The sequence below is a fragment of the Tolypothrix sp. PCC 7712 genome (assembly GCF_025860405.1).
Classification (GTDB): Bacteria; Cyanobacteriota; Cyanobacteriia; order Cyanobacteriales; family Nostocaceae; genus Aulosira; species Aulosira diplosiphon.
Genome location: NZ_CP063785.1, coordinates 2,583,740 through 2,598,781 on the forward strand (window position 1 = coordinate 2,583,740; position 15,042 = coordinate 2,598,781).

Here is a 15,042-nt window from a genome sequence, read left to right on the forward strand (position 1 = left end):
GCACTCTTGTACAGACGCGATTCATCGCGTCTGTTGCAACTTAGCACTCAGCACTTATTCTACAACTCCAGACTGAAATACTTTGCCAATCACTTCTTCTACTGGTGGTTCAGTTACTTGTAAATCTACTACTTCTAACTCAGCTAAAATTTGAGATACTGTTTGCGTTAGTGTATCTTGAGGTACTAAAAAACGCACCGTTCGCCCTTCTAATAGTTGTAAATCTCCATAAGAAATAAGTTTTTCTTTAGGCAAACATTTAGCTAACTCTAAATGAATTTCTCGATAAGGAGCGAAGCGTTCTAAAAGTTCATCCAAGCTGCCATCGTACATCAGCTTTCCCTGATGAATCAACAGCACTCGTTGACACAAAGCTGTGATGTCAGCCATGTAATGGCTTGTTAATAAAACAGTCGCTTGATAACGCTGATTGTACTCGCGTAAAAAATCACGAACTCCAGCTTGAGCATTCACATCTAATCCCAAGGTAGGTTCATCTAAAAATAACACCTGGGGACGATGTAAGAGTGCGGCTAAAAGTTCCGCTTTCATTCTTTCACCCAGTGACAGTTTTCTTACTGGTTGGGTAAGCTTTCCTTCTAGGGAAAGCATCTCTGTTAATTCTCCGACTCGCCGCTGAAATTCTTTATCAGGGATGTTATAAACAGCCGCGTTAATGTTTAAAGAATCTAAAGCTGGTAAATCCCAAATTAATTGCTGCTTTTGTCCCATCACCAAAGTAATTTTTTGCAAAAATGCTTCTTGGCGCTGAAAGGGAATTTGTCCTGCAACTCTCACACTACCGCTAGTAGGATGAATTAATCCTGTGAGCATCTTTAGGGTAGTAGTTTTACCAGCACCATTTGGCCCTAAAAAACCTACTACTTCTCCAGTAGCAATTTCAAAGGAAACATTCTGAACTGCTTTAATAGAACGGTAGGTGCGGCGGAAAAAGTGAGCAATTGTACCTTTAATACCAGGTTCCTTTACCGCCACCGGATAAAATTTATTTAAGTCTTCAGCCACAATTATCGGCATAGACCTCATTTTAAACGACCCGATCGCAAAATACTCAAAATTAGCCACAATCCCAACAGACTCGCAGCCGCAAACAAGATATTGCTTAACAAAGATAGTTGAGTTGTCTGGGCGTGGTTAGAAATAATTGCTGCTCCCATAATCAGTGAACCTACTAGGATGCTAAAAGAGAGACGATTGGCAGCATCATCCATAGTCCGTCGTACGCCATCTAAACCCCGCAGCGATAAATTCCACTGCAATGTTTCTGATGTTACTCGGTCTAATAGTAGTTCAATCTGACGGGGAGATTGTAAAGAAAGACTTTTGAGATCCAATGCTGTTCTTAAGAGCGATCGCAAGGGATTTTCGCCGACTAACTGACGACGGAACAAGTCTGTGAGTAATGGCTGAATTTCATCAACAAAGTTTAATTCTGGATTGAAGCCACGGGCTAACCCTTCTAAGTTAGCTAAGGTTTTGGCATATAACCCCATGTTACTGGGCAAGCGAATTTTATTATTGCGGGCGACTTGCAGAATTTCATAAATGACATGACTGAAATTAATGGCTGATAAATTGACGTTGAGGTACTTTCGCAGCATCCGGTCATAATCATTTTCCAGTCGCGCTAAAATCACTGGCTGGCTAGAATCTGCTAGCTGTAAAGTTAACTGGGCACAGCGTTGAGCATCCAAATCGACGATCGCTAACAACATCTCTGTTAAAATCTGCTGGGTACGAGGATCGAGCCTACCCACCATGCCACAATCTAACAAAGCTACCCGACCATCTTGCAGATAAAATACATTCCCCGGATGGGGATCAGCATGAAAAAATCCATCTATATATAGTTGTTGAAAAAAAGCTCTAAATAGTAAACTCGTGAGCGCTTTCCGTTCTGCGATCGGATCTTTACCATCTTGATTACTTAAATTTGCGGTGAGCAGAGGTACTCCTTCTAACCACTCCATCACCATCAACTTTTCTGTAGTCAACTCCCAATAAATTTCAGCAACTACTATCTGTTGGGGATCAAACCATTTACCCTGGGATAAGTTGCGGCGGAGTTGGTCTGTATATTCTGCTTCCCTAGTGAAATCTAACTCGGCTTCTAGGGCTTTAGTAAATTCTTCAGCGATAGATTTGATTTCGTTGTTTCGCCCAAAATCCGTGCGTGCGACTAAATCAGCAATCCCTTGAATTAAGGCAATATCTTGAGCTACTGTTAAATCAATCCCCGGACGTTGCACCTTCAAAGCCACTTCTCGACCATCTGCTAATGTAGCCCTATGGGTTTGAGCAATTGATCCCGCCGCTACCGCTACAGGATTAATCGTTTTAAAAGTCTCTTCCAAAGGAGTTTTTAGCTGTTGGCGCAGTAGTACTTCAATTTCTGACCAGGGAACTGGTGGAACTTCATCTTGCAGAGTTGAAAGTTCATCAATATAGCCAGCGCTAAGTAAATCAGGACGGGTAGAAAGTAGCTGCCCTAGTTTGACATAGACAGGCCCCAAATCCACCAGAATGTTTTTTAATACTGCAGGTGTTGGTAATTGTGGTTCATCAGCTTTACCACCAGTAAGTAACCTACGCATATAGTCCCAGCCGTTACGCAGGACTACTTCAATAATTTCTCGTTGACGAGGAACTGTTTGAGTGAGGAACATTTTTTTGGGGACTGGGGATTGGGGATTGGGGATTGGGGAACTCGGGGCCCCCTCTGGGGATAAGGGGTAATGGGGATTGGGGAACTCGGGGCCCCCTCTGGGGATAAGGGGTAATGGGGATTGGGGATTGGGGATTGGGGAACTCGGGGCCCCCTCTGGGGATAAGGGGTAATGGGGATTGGGGATTGGGGATTGGGGACAGGAGATTGGGGATTATTAATTTCCTTTGTCTTCCTAGTCCCTAGTACCTAGTACCCAGTCCCCAATACCTAGTTATAATGAAAATAGCAGAATCTTAGCCTCTGCCAAGGGTTTTAACTTTTACAGCTATAGCAAGTCGGTAAATCGGGGATCGCTTTGGAGTGTTTTAAGGATTTGTTTAATTTCCTGGGTACGGTCTTTTTTGACTATGAGGGTAACTTTGCGATCGCGCACGATCACTACATCCTCTAAGCCTATGGTAACAATGACATCTTCGGGATCGGTGGCGTAAAGTAGTGCTCCTTGGGTATCAAGCCCCACATGGGTAGCAAGTTCCACATTAGGAGTATCTTCTGTTTTCAGTAAACGTTCGATCGCATTCCAATCGCCTAAATCATCCCAGCCAAATGCCACTGGTAAGACATATGCTAAAGTGGTCTTTTCCATAAGTGCATAGTCTATACTTTTCTTAGGCAACTGCGGATAGATACTAGGGCCATTTTGTGCTAGAGGTTCGATAATTTCAGGCGCGTGGGTATATAGTTCCTTGAGAACAACACCGGCCCGAAACACGAACATTCCACTATTCCAGCTAAAACGCCCCGTTGATAAAAAAGTTTCTGCCGTTTCCCGGTTGGGCTTTTCAGTAAAGCGGTTGACGTGATAAGCTGGCAACTCATCAAAGGTACCAATTTTTTCGCCTTGTTCGATATAGCCGTAACCAGTGGATGGGAAAGTAGGCTTGATCCCCAGTGTGACAATCGCTTCTGTACTTGCCGCTAAAGAGCTAGCAGCATTTAAGGTGTTAGCAAACGCTTCTTGATCGGCAATCCAGTGATCTGCTGGAAAAAAACCGATGATCGCATCCTCGCCATAACGCTGTTTAATGACTAAACTTGTCCAAGCAACAGCTGCGGCAGTGTCTCTTCCCTCTGACTCGATCAATAAATTTTGTGAAGGCAGTTCTGGCAGCTGTTGTCGCACTCCTTCAGCTATCTGATTAGAAGTGATGACAAACACAGAATCCCACCCGCCCACGAGTTTTATCAACCGATCGGCGGTTGCTTGTAATAAGCTTCTAGAGCTACCATCAAGACTTAAAAATTGCTTGGGTCGTCCCGAACGACTTAAGGGCCAAAAACGCTCACCTTTACCACCAGCAAGAATTACCGGGAACAATGAATTAGTCATTATGTCATACAACTTTACTAAAGAACATTACAAGTTTACAGTGGGCTTTTCTACTGGCAAGATTTGTAGCTTGGACTAACATACTTTTAAGGAGTGGTTGAGTGGGGAGATAATTGTGATTAAACAAATGCAATGGACGGAAAATCAAGTCACGCCTCAACAAGTACCAGCTTTAGATTTAGATGAGGTTAAGCCTCAACAATTACCAAAGTCAGATACTCAAGTTACGCCTCAACCAGCAGTAGCACCAGAGCAAGAAAATAGACCCCAACAAGCTACTAATGTTTCCCGTGGTGTTGTCGAGTCTGTAGGTGAAATTCCTAACCAGCTTTATGAGCGGTTAGGCTTAACCATGCCACGCTGGCTATTGTGGGTGTTAACGGTTGTCTTAGGTATCGTTTTATCTGGGCTGCTAGTTTCTACCTTGGCGTTGTGGACTCCTTTATGGAGTAATCTCGACCAAACTGAAGAAGACGCAGGAACATCTGGGAAGGAACAGGCAAAAGTTCCACTTCCTGGGGAATTATGGGGCAAAATCTCTGAATATCAGCTTTCAAAACCCATGAATATTTTGATCATGGGGATTGAACCAGTCAAAGGTACTGTTGACGGCTCACCAGAAAGTTTTGCTGGCAAAAGCGACACGATGCTGATGGTGAGGCTCAACCCTGGCGATAAATCCATGAAGGTGCTGTCAATTCCTCGGGATACGATGATTGCTATCCCAGAAAAGGGATTAACTAAAGTATCTGATGCTAACGCTCAAGGCGGCCCAGTATTGGCAGCGCGGGTAATTAGCCGGACTTTAAATAATGCACCAATTGATCGCTATATGCGGATCTCTACTAGCGGCTTACGCCAAATGGTAGATCAGTTGGGTGGAGTAGAGGTATTTGTGCCGAAACCAATGGCATATCAAAACGCCTCTGGTCAGTCAGTTAGCTTAGTAAGCGGCTGGCAAACGCTCAACGGCGAACAGGCAGAACTATTTATTCGTTACCGCGAACCCGGTTTAGGTGATTTACCCCGAGTTCAAAGACAGCAAGCGCTGATGAAAGCGTTAGTAGAACGCCTAAATAGTCCTACAGTTTTACCCAGGTTGCCGCAATTAACCCGCATTATGCGGAAGTACTTTGACACCAACCTGAAAATTGAAGAAATGATGGCATTGGTGAATTTTTCCGTAAATCTGGAACGGGATAATTTCCAAATGACCGTATTACCTGGTGGCTTCAGCCGCTTCAGCCAAGACCCCAATAGTTATTGGTTGAATATGACTGGGCAACAAAGCCTATTGAATGATTATGTTGGGGTGAATGTACCTGGTCTCAAGCCGGATGTACGACCAGTTACTAAACTCAAAATTGCTATTCAAAATGCTTCCAATCAACCACAGTTAACTCAAAAAGTTATCAACTCTCTCAAACAAAAAGGCTTCACCAACGTTTATCCGGTACCAGATTGGCCTGATACCCAACGCCAAACTCAAATTATTGTGCAAGGAGGTAAGCGAGAATTAGGAATTGATCTCCAAAAAATTATTGGTTTAGGTCAAATTGAAGTGACTGCGACTGGTGATTTGGAATCTGACCTGACAATCCAAATTGGTAAAGATTGGAAATAGTTAAGAGTTGGAGAGACGCGATTGATCGCGTCTGTAGATTTAAGAGACGCAATTAATTGCGTCTGTACAAAAGTCAAGAGTTAAAATTAATTTATGATGAATTTTTGACTTTTGAATCTACAAAAAAGTTATGAAAAAGTTTTGGTTACGCTTTTTTAGCTTGATATTGATTTTGATATTGGCTGGTTTATGGGTGATTCTTACTCCTAGACCAGCCTTTGCTCAAATAAATACAATAAATTACAACAACACTAATTTAGAGAATCGTGACTTTTCACATAACGATTTAGCTAGGGTAACTTTTGTGGCAGCAGAAATGCGAGGCACAAATTTTGCAGGAGCCAACTTAACAAATGCAATTTTAACTAAAGGTGTGTTACTCAAAGCCAATTTAGAAGGTGCAAACCTCACAGGCGCTTTAGTGGATCGGGTAACTTTTGATAATGCCAACCTCAAAAATGCCATTTTTACAGAAGCAACTTTAACCCGCAGCCGCTTTTATGATGCTGAAATCACTGGTGCCGATTTTACAGATGCTTTAATAGACCGCTATCAAGTATCGCTATTATGCGATCGCGCCGATGGAGTTAATCCAGTAACCGGAGTTTCCACACGCGATAGTTTGGGTTGTCGATAGGAAGAAAATCACCAATACCAAACCCCAAACACCAAATAACTAATTTTTGATAATTTGCCTGATAGACTCTACAATTGCAGGTTAAATGTGTTGACATATGCACTCAGTTAGAGTTGTCAGGTATTATTCGTGACTAAACAAGACCAAAAGCCCTCTCGTTCATTTGCAGGAATTGCTGGCATTGTTGCCATAGCTACCTTAATTAGTAAAGTATTTGGTTTAGTAAGGCAGCAAGCGATCGCAGCTGCTTTTGGTGTGGGTGCTGCTGCTACTGCTTATAGTTATGCCTACATTATTCCTGGCTTTTTATTAATATTACTCGGTGGTGTGAACGGGCCGTTACACAGTGCTATTGTGAGCGTTTTAGCTAAACGCAAGCAAGAAGAAGCGGCTCCTTTAGTGGAAACAGTTACAACCTTAGTAGGTGGATTGCTGTTGCTGGTGACATTGGCGCAAATTGTCTTTGCCGATGTAGTAGTGGATTTTGTTGGTCATGGTTTAAAAGAGACTACCAGAGCGATCGCCATCCAACAAATCCGCATCATGGCCCCAATGGCTCTATTTTCTGGCTTAATTGGCATTGGTTTTGGTACTCTCAACGCTGCCAATCAATATTGGTTACTCTCTATTAGTCCTTTATTATCTAGTATTACTGTTGTTGCAGGGATTGGGATTTTAGCTTTGCAATACGGCAAAGATATTATCCTCCCAGAATACGCTTACATCGGCGGCATGATGTTAGCTTGGGGAACCTTAGCCGGAGCCATTTTGCAATGGTTGGTGCAGTTAATTGTGCAATGGCGCTTAGGATTAGGCACATTACGGCTACGGTTTGATTTCAAATCCCCAGGGGTTCAACAAGTAATTAAAATTATGACTCCGGCAACCATCTCTTCTGGGATGATGCCAATTAATGTGGCTACAGACCTTTATTTTGCTAGTCCTATTCCCGGTGCAGCGGCTGGTTTTAACTATGCCAATCTTTTAGTCCAAACTCCCTTAGGCATTATTTCTAATATTATTTTGTTGCCCTTATTACCAATATTTGCGAAATTGGCGGAGCCAGACAATTGGCCAGATCTCAAAATACGTATTCGTCAAGGGTTATTGCTGACCGCTGTAACTATGCTCCCTCTGGGCGCGCTGATGGTGGCTTTATCTGTCCCCATTGTGCAGATAGTATATGAGCGCGGCGCTTTTAAGCAAGAGGCTACCAAGCTAGTTTCTTCATTATTAATTGCTTACGGAATTGGGATGTTTGCCTATTTAGGGCGTGATGTTTTAGTCCGGGTATTTTATGCTTTAGGTGATGGTCAAACACCATTTCGCATTAGTGTTTTGAATATCTTTCTGAATATTGTACTGGATTGGTTTTTTGTGAAACCATTTGGCGCGCCTGGTTTGGTGTTAGCAACCGTAGGCGTAAATTGTAGCTCTATGTTAATGCTGTTATGGCTGCTCGATCGCAAACTTAATGGTTTACCTTGGCGAGAGTGGAGTGTACCGATTATTAGTTTAACTGCGGCTAGCTTAGTTTCTGGTGTAGCTAGTTATGCAACTTTATTCGGTTGTCAGCAAGTGTTAGGTAAATCTGGTTTAGTAATTCTACTAATAGAGTTATCTATTGCTGGCTTAGTAGGTCTTGGTTTGTTTGCAATCTTTGCCTCCTGGATGAAGATACCAGAGGTAAATACTTTTGTTGTGCGGATGCGTCAACGATTTTTGAAGAAGGGAAATCAAGTATAGTATGTAAGTCTTTGATTAAACTTGTGCATGAAATATAGACTACAAATAGTCTCTGTTAGAAAATAAAAGCAAAGGACTTAATCATTAATAAGTTATGTCAACAGTTCCACAACCACTGGAAGAACGAGTAGCAAATCTAGAGGCTGAAGTTGCAAGCCTCAAAAGCAAATTGGAAGTTGTTGCTTTGCCAACAAAACCTTGGTGGGAGAGGATAACTGGTACATTTGCTGAAAACTCAGCTTATGATGAAGCTATGGAGCTAGGACGTGAGTATCGTGAATCCCTGCGTTCCGGCTCTATAGAATCAAGTGATGCTTAGATGTACATTCTTGATACAGATCATCTCAGCATTTTGGATCGCGGAGGAGCAGGAGCGCAGCGTCTTCTCATGCGATTGGCAAATGTCAATCCTAATGAGATTGTAGCAACCATTATTAGCTACGAAGAACAAACACGGGGCTGGTTGAGTTATCTGGCAAAGGCTAGGACGTTTGAGGGACAAGTTGAAGCTTACAAGCAGTTGAAGAAGCAATTAACTAATTACTGTGCTATCCCAATCCTAGAATTTGATGGACAAGCAGCCCAAGAATTTCAACGTCTTAAGGCCTTATATCCTCGACTTGGAACGATGGATTTAAAAATTGCGGCGATCGCGCTTGTGAATCAAGCTATCCTATTGACTCGAAATTCTGCTGATTTTGGACAAATTTCCGGCTTAAGCATACAGGATTGGACTTGAAGAGAGCATCATTATTTAACATCCATATCCTAATAAGGGTGAACTGCGATCACCTCTTTGTTGGTATCAAAAATGGAGCAGGAGCGATCGCTTTTCGTCAAAACTAGGTTTATACGTACAACTGATCAAACAATTAGATACTAATTTTTTGCTTCACATTGCTGACATAGTTGATTGCGAAAGCTATGATGAAGCGGCCAAAAAAATTTGTCTAGGTGTGCGATATGAAACTACCAGAACCTCAAACCAAAACATTTTCAACTTTGGTAGGGGAAATTGAAAATGGTCAAATTAAAATTCCCCAATTTCAAAGAGAATTCGTTTGGACAATGCAGAAATCTGCTGCCCTTATTGACAGCATTATCAAAGGTTATCCCATTGGCACATTCATTTTTTGGCGCACTAATGAACGTCTTCGCTCAGTAAAAAATATTGGTAAGCTAGATTTACCAGAACCAAAGCCAGGTGAGTTTGTTGATTACGTTTTAGATGGACAGCAGCGATTAACTAGCTTGTTTGCTAGTCTGCAAGGCGTTATTTTAAAAAGAGAAGACGGAAGAGAAGATAATTTTTCACAAATATTCATCGATTTAGAAGCTCAAGACTCTGAGCAAATCGTCATTACTGATATTGTGGGTAAAGATGAAAAAAGTTTAATTAGCATTCTCAATTTACTCAAAGGTAGTTTTTTGCTTTTAGCAGCATATCCTCAGAAATATCATGATAAACTTCAAACTTATAAAAATAGGATTGAAAGCTATCAGTATTCAATAATTCAGGTCAAAGATGCACCGATAGAAATAGCCACAGAGATTTTTACAAGGATAAACGTTAGTGGTCAAGCTTTGTCTTTATTTGAGATTATGGCTGCTAAAACGTTTGATTACGAAAAGAAATTCGATTTAACAGAAAAATTTCAAGAGTTCATAGAAAATCTTAGACCTTTCAATTATGAGACTATTTCTGATGCTACTGTACTGCAATTTGTCTCAATCATTCTCTCCAAAGAGTGTAAAAGACAAGTCATATTAAAACTTGACAAGAATAGTTTTATTAATGTTTGGGGCCAAGCAATAGATGCTATTGAACGCAGTGTAGAGTATTTCAGAAATTTTTATCGTATCCCGGTTTCTCAGTTACTTCCATATAATGCCTTAATCATTCCCTTTTCATATTTCTTCTTTCACCACAAAGATAAACCAACTGATGATAAACAAAAATATCTAGAGGATTTTTTCTGGAGATGTTCTTTATCTGGACGCTATTCTTCTTCTGTAGAAAGTAAATTAGCACAAGATATAAAAAGAATAGATGAAATTCTTGCTGGAAATTTACCTAGCTATGATTGGTCAGTTGATACTTCAGCAGAATTTATTAAGGATAATGGTTGGTTTAGTACTTCTAGAAGTTATATCAAAGCAATCTTATGTATATATGTGTATCATCAACCAAAGTCATTTAATGATAACTCTATCGTCAATGTCAGTAACTATTGGCTCAAACAAGCAAATAGTAAAAATTATCATCACTTTTTTCCAAAAGCACATTTAAGAGGAAAGAATTATTTAGATTGGTACATTAACCATATTCTAAACATCACCATAGTAGACGACTTTTTGAACAAAAGGGAAATTAAAGCAAATCCACCTTCAAAGTACATGGCTAAATTTCAAGCAATAAATCATGACTTGGCGACTACTATGAAAACTCATTTAATAGAGAATTTAGATAATTTTGGGATTTGGAATGATGATTATGACCAGTTTTTATCTGAAAGAGCAAAAGTTGTTAGTCGAGAAATTTCTAAAAGAATTATTAAGCAGGAAATAGACAAAAAAGGACAATCGAATTTAGTTGATGATTTTGAAGAAGATTTAACAACTATTGAATAAATATAAATACTACTATCCAAAAGTAAGATAGAGGTACGATGGAAAATTCTCCGCGTACCTCCTCGCTTACCTTCGCACCACTTTGCTTTTAAACTTAAGCAGTTCTAAACCGCGCCAATTCTTCACCAGTCTTGGCATCGTGGGCGTGAACTGTACATACTAAACAAGAGTCAAACGATCGCGCAACGTGACCTACTTCTACTGGATCTTTAGAATCGTAGATAGGTGTGCCGATTAAAGCTTCCTCAATCGGGCCACGTGCGCCATTACCATCGCGAGGGCCAATATTCCAAGTACCAGGGGCAATAACTTGGTAGTTCTTAATTTTACCGCCCTCTACTTCTACCCAGTGACACAAAGAACCCCGTGCAGCTTCGGTTCCACCCCATCCCTTACCATCTTTTTCTTGGGGTTTGATATACCAGGGGTCGTTTAACTTAAATTCGCGCAAGCAGTGTTCGGCTTGGCGGTAAAGCTTGACAATTTCGTGAACTCGTGCTAACTGACGCACATGAATGCTAGGGCCACCCATTTGCTTGAAAACGTCTAAAATAAACCCGTCTTGGTGTTGCCAAGATTCGCCATGCTTACCACCTGCAACTAACTGACGCGCTAAGGGGCCTGCTTCTAAGCGTCCGAAATCTTTGTGGAGGACTGCACTGGCCCAAGAATAGGCATTATCGAAGTCTTTTGTATTCTTTTGAATGGGATTAGTTGTGCGATCGCCTGGGTAAACATCGGCTGTACCCTCATCGTACCAAGAGTGAGTAGTATTCTCACGGGCAAAAGATGGGTGCATCAAGCTGTGAGTGTCGCTGAAGCTGTCATACACTCCACTCTTCATGATCATCGCCGCATTTCGTCCATCAATTGTGGGCTGTTGATATTTGTCCTCATGGGGTAAATATCCCCAAGTCACATATTTACCAACACCAGCGCCGTATCTATCTAGACCAATATCTAAACCCATGCGCCAATATAAACCCAAGTCGGATTCCCGATGCTTGCGGTCTTCATCTAGCCAATCCATGAAGTCATCATAAGTTTGAATTTCTTCGTAGCGTTCCAGAGAACAACCCAACCACACCGGTTCTAACCAGTTGGTACGGAAATATTCTAATAGTGACCAAGCGCGGGTAATGTCTGTTAAAGTGGGGGCGCACATCACACCGCCAGGAACCATGTAACTAGAATGGGGCCATTGACCACCTAATAAAGCGTAAATTTCTACAGGTTTTGCAGAAATAGTCACACCTAGTTCGTAGGAAGTGCCTGTGAAAGCTGCAAAGCGTCTGGTAGCTTCTTCATAAAACCGACTATTGCGGTATTTTTTATTAGTCAGGTCAATTGCAAATAGACCATAAAAATAGCGGGGTATACTTTGGATAGTTTCGACAATTTGACCTAAATTTCTTGCTAAAATCGCATTGCGTGGAACTTCTGTACCCCAGAGTGTATCCAGTGCCCAAGATGCAGAAGTCAGGTGAGAACCACCGCAAATACCACAAATGCGAGGTGTAACGATTAATCCAGCTTGGGGGTCTTTACCACGGAGGATAATTTCAAATCCCCGGAAGAGTTCTGCATGAGTCCAGGCGTTGACTACATATCCGTCTTCAATTTCCACCCGGACATCTAAATCACCTTCGACTCTACCGACTGGCGAGATGTCTAATGTTTGAATTGTCATTTGTTATTTGTCCTTTGTCCTTTGTCATTAGTCAAGAGTCCAGGGTCAACGATATTGGTTATTCACCCAATGCCCAATGCCCTGTGCCCAATGCCCTATGCCCCATTCCCTAAATTGTGAAAATATCTTCTTCTGCCCAAGGTGGTGCGATGTCTTTGGCTACCATTGTCAGTAAGGCGTAGTCTTTTGCTTTGACTCCTGGTGGTAGTTCTTTGGGAACTCCCATGACAGTTTGGGTTTTAAATACGGTTCCTGGTTTAAGGTCGTAGAAGGGGAATTCTGGTTCGGTACATCCTAAACAAGGCATACCAGCACGGGTTTTGGAAGAGACCCGATTCCACAAAATACGGTTGCAGGAAGAATGGGTCATGGGTCCACGACAACCTAAATCGTAGAATAGGCATCCTTTGCGTTGACCAAATTCCACAGTGGATGCTTTATAGGCAAAGTGGACGTTACGCGTACATCCGATTTGGGTGTAGCTTTTAAAGAAGGTTTGCGGACGATTGAGTTCGTCTAAGGTAATATCGCCTAAACGTCCGGTGGCGATCGCCACTAAAATTTGACTAATCCAATCAGGATGGGCGGGACATCCGGGAATGTTAATCACGGGTAAGCCGGATTTGGTGCGGAAGTCTGTGCCGAAAAAACCACCGGGTTCACGCTTGAGGAATTGCAAACCTTGGGATTCGCTAGGATTGGGTGACATAGCTGGTATACCTCCCCAGGTAGCACAGTCTCCTACAGCCACAATAAAACTAGCAGTTTGGGCGAGGTCACTTAACCAATCTTTCATGGGGCGATCGGCAAAGCGGTTCCATTCACCTGTACCATTGGGGGCATTCACAACACTACCCTCAAATACCAAGATATCTAGGGGAATTTTCCCGGAAATGCAATCTTGGAGTAGTTGTTGTAAATTATCGCCTAGTTCCACACCCAAGGAGGGATGCCAAAGTAGTTTAATGCCAAAGTCCGCTATTAAATCGCATACTGTCGGTTCTTCAGCGTTGAGAAAGGACATATTATAGTCACTATAGAATAAATTTTTCCTTATGGGCGAGAAATGGTTTTATGGTAGGGTTTCGACGATTGAACAACAAGAGGATCGCAACGCACTCAAAAAACAGCTAGAAAGAGGTAAAAATGTCGGATGCGATCGCTTTTATTGGGATATTCAAAGTCGCACCACTGAAGTACGGACTGGGTTACAGCAATTAATTGATGATTTAAAAACATCGCCCAAGGGTACTGTCAGCGATTTAGTCGTTACCAGAATTGACCGCATTGGTTCATCATCAAAACTGTTCTACTCGTTGTTGGAAGTATTACGCAGTAAAAGTATCAAGCTAGTAGCACTCGACCAAACCATAGATACAGAAAGTCTGGGTGGGGAGTTGACAATAGATATTTTGTTAGCGGCGAGTAAATTTGAAATTAAAATGTTATCCAGCCGTGTATCTGCTGAACGCAAGCATCGTATGGTGCAGAGGAAAAGCCATCGGTTTGCGCCTTTTGGTTGGAAGGTAATGAATGATTGTTATGTTAAAGATGAAAGCTGGTGCGTTTCCCTGATAGAAGGGAAAAGAAGTTTTAGAGTTTGGGAATTAGCTTTATTTATATTTGAAATATTTGATAGTTGCGGTAGTGTGAGAAAAACCTGCAATCTCTTAAATGAGTTATTTGGGGTAAGCGGGAAAGTAGACGCAAAGAGTAAAAAATTAAAAGATAATCATCGGATTATGCCTGATGATATCGAGCAATTTGATTTATTACAAAATCAGAGAAAAACTTATCAAAGATACCCTTGGACTGGCTTACAATGGTCGCCAGCCGGGTTAAAAAACTTCTTAGTTAATCCTGTACACGCAGGTGGGACACCCTTTAATGTCACCACATCCAGTCCCTCAGGTAAACAAATCAACCATTTTGATCAATGGGATTGTAATTGGGATACCCATGAGGGGATAATTAGCCGCGAACAACACGAACAAATCAAACGCCAAATTCGTCAAAATCGCCATAATAAATGGGCTGCACGTCAAGAAGATATCAACCCATTTGCTAATTTATTGAAGTGTGGTCGATGTGGCGGTGCATTAACTCGGATGTCATCCCGACGCGATCGCAATGGAGAATATACAGCCTACTATCAATGTACTTACTATGCCTTGAGACGTTGCGATGCCAAAGAGATGCTAAATAGTCGGAGTTTAGATTCTCAGGTAGCTGATTTGCTAGTAAATGAAGCTACTAGGCTAGCGGGAATGGTAGATTTTGAAGAAGATAAAAATCCTGAACCAACAGAAGTGCAAGAACTGCGCGAAAGTTTAGCAGCCTTAGAGAAGATACCTAGTAATCCTTTTGTAGAGCAAGCCAAAGATGGTATCCGCGACCAAATTGCTAGTATCTTAAGTCTCCACGAAAACATTACAAAACGTAGCCTGATAGTGCGAGAAGAGTTAGTGCAAATGTTCCGCGATCGCGAATACTGGGAAAGCCGCACATCAGAGGATAAAAAACGCATCCTAAACAAACTTGTCCGTCGTATTGTGATTGATGGGAGAGTTGTTTTGAGTATTGAGTTTCTTTAGTTTTCTTTGACGAACAAGTGCTCGGTATTCTTCTAATTGAC

The 15,042-nt window shown here is 41.7% G+C and carries 12 protein-coding genes; 7 read left to right on the forward strand and 5 right to left on the reverse strand.

The window, feature by feature from the left end:
• Positions 1-54: 54 nt before the first annotated feature.
• The 3 genes from HGR01_RS10630 to HGR01_RS10640 form a co-directional block, all read right to left on the reverse strand.
• On the reverse strand, positions 55-1,038 hold the full coding sequence (locus tag HGR01_RS10630) for an ATP-binding cassette domain-containing protein (protein WP_045873025.1): 984 nt from the start codon (positions 1,036-1,038) through the stop codon (positions 55-57).
• 5 nt (positions 1,039-1,043) lie between these two features.
• Entirely contained in the window at positions 1,044-2,687 is a 1,644-nt protein-coding gene (locus HGR01_RS10635; RefSeq protein ID WP_045872882.1) for an ABC1 kinase family protein, read from the reverse strand.
• A 327-nt stretch (positions 2,688-3,014) separates the two neighbouring features.
• Entirely contained in the window at positions 3,015-4,079 is a 1,065-nt protein-coding gene (locus HGR01_RS10640) for a mannose-1-phosphate guanylyltransferase (RefSeq protein ID WP_045872881.1), read from the reverse strand.
• A gap of 115 nt (positions 4,080-4,194) precedes the next feature.
• Here HGR01_RS10640 and HGR01_RS10645 point away from each other — a divergent pair, with 115 nt between their 5' ends.
• The 6 genes from HGR01_RS10645 (at position 4,195) to HGR01_RS10670 (ending at position 10,717) form a co-directional block, all read left to right on the forward strand.
• Complete coding sequence (locus HGR01_RS10645) at positions 4,195-5,703, forward strand: LCP family protein (protein WP_045872880.1); 1,509 nt, start codon at positions 4,195-4,197, stop codon at positions 5,701-5,703.
• 130 nt (positions 5,704-5,833) lie between these two features.
• A complete protein-coding gene (locus tag HGR01_RS10650; RefSeq protein ID WP_045872879.1) occupies positions 5,834-6,340 on the forward strand; it encodes a pentapeptide repeat-containing protein in 507 nt (168 codons plus the stop codon).
• A 129-nt stretch (positions 6,341-6,469) separates the two neighbouring features.
• Complete coding sequence (murJ, locus tag HGR01_RS10655; protein WP_045872878.1) at positions 6,470-8,086, forward strand: murein biosynthesis integral membrane protein MurJ; 1,617 nt, start codon at positions 6,470-6,472, stop codon at positions 8,084-8,086.
• A gap of 94 nt (positions 8,087-8,180) precedes the next feature.
• Positions 8,181-8,405, forward strand: coding sequence for a hypothetical protein (locus tag HGR01_RS10660; protein WP_045872877.1), 225 nt, complete (start codon positions 8,181-8,183; stop codon positions 8,403-8,405).
• Complete coding sequence (locus HGR01_RS10665) at positions 8,406-8,825, forward strand: type II toxin-antitoxin system VapC family toxin (protein ID WP_045872876.1); 420 nt, start codon at positions 8,406-8,408, stop codon at positions 8,823-8,825.
• A gap of 224 nt (positions 8,826-9,049) precedes the next feature.
• Positions 9,050-10,717, forward strand: coding sequence for a DUF262 domain-containing protein (locus HGR01_RS10670; RefSeq protein WP_045872875.1), 1,668 nt, complete (start codon positions 9,050-9,052; stop codon positions 10,715-10,717).
• A gap of 94 nt (positions 10,718-10,811) precedes the next feature.
• On the opposite strand, the gene HGR01_RS10675 is transcribed toward HGR01_RS10670, so the two are convergent.
• Positions 10,812-12,407, reverse strand: coding sequence for a nickel-dependent hydrogenase large subunit (locus HGR01_RS10675; RefSeq protein WP_045872874.1), 1,596 nt, complete (start codon positions 12,405-12,407; stop codon positions 10,812-10,814).
• Between the two features lie 109 nt (positions 12,408-12,516).
• Positions 12,517-13,431 (reverse strand): hydrogenase small subunit, encoded by a 915-nt coding sequence (locus tag HGR01_RS10680; protein WP_045872873.1) that lies wholly within the window; start codon positions 13,429-13,431, stop codon positions 12,517-12,519.
• A gap of 31 nt (positions 13,432-13,462) precedes the next feature.
• Between HGR01_RS10680 and xisF the strand changes: the two genes are divergently transcribed.
• A complete protein-coding gene (xisF, locus tag HGR01_RS10685) occupies positions 13,463-15,001 on the forward strand; it encodes a fdxN element excision recombinase XisF (protein ID WP_045872872.1) in 1,539 nt (512 codons plus the stop codon).
• Positions 15,002-15,042 lie beyond the last annotated feature (41 nt).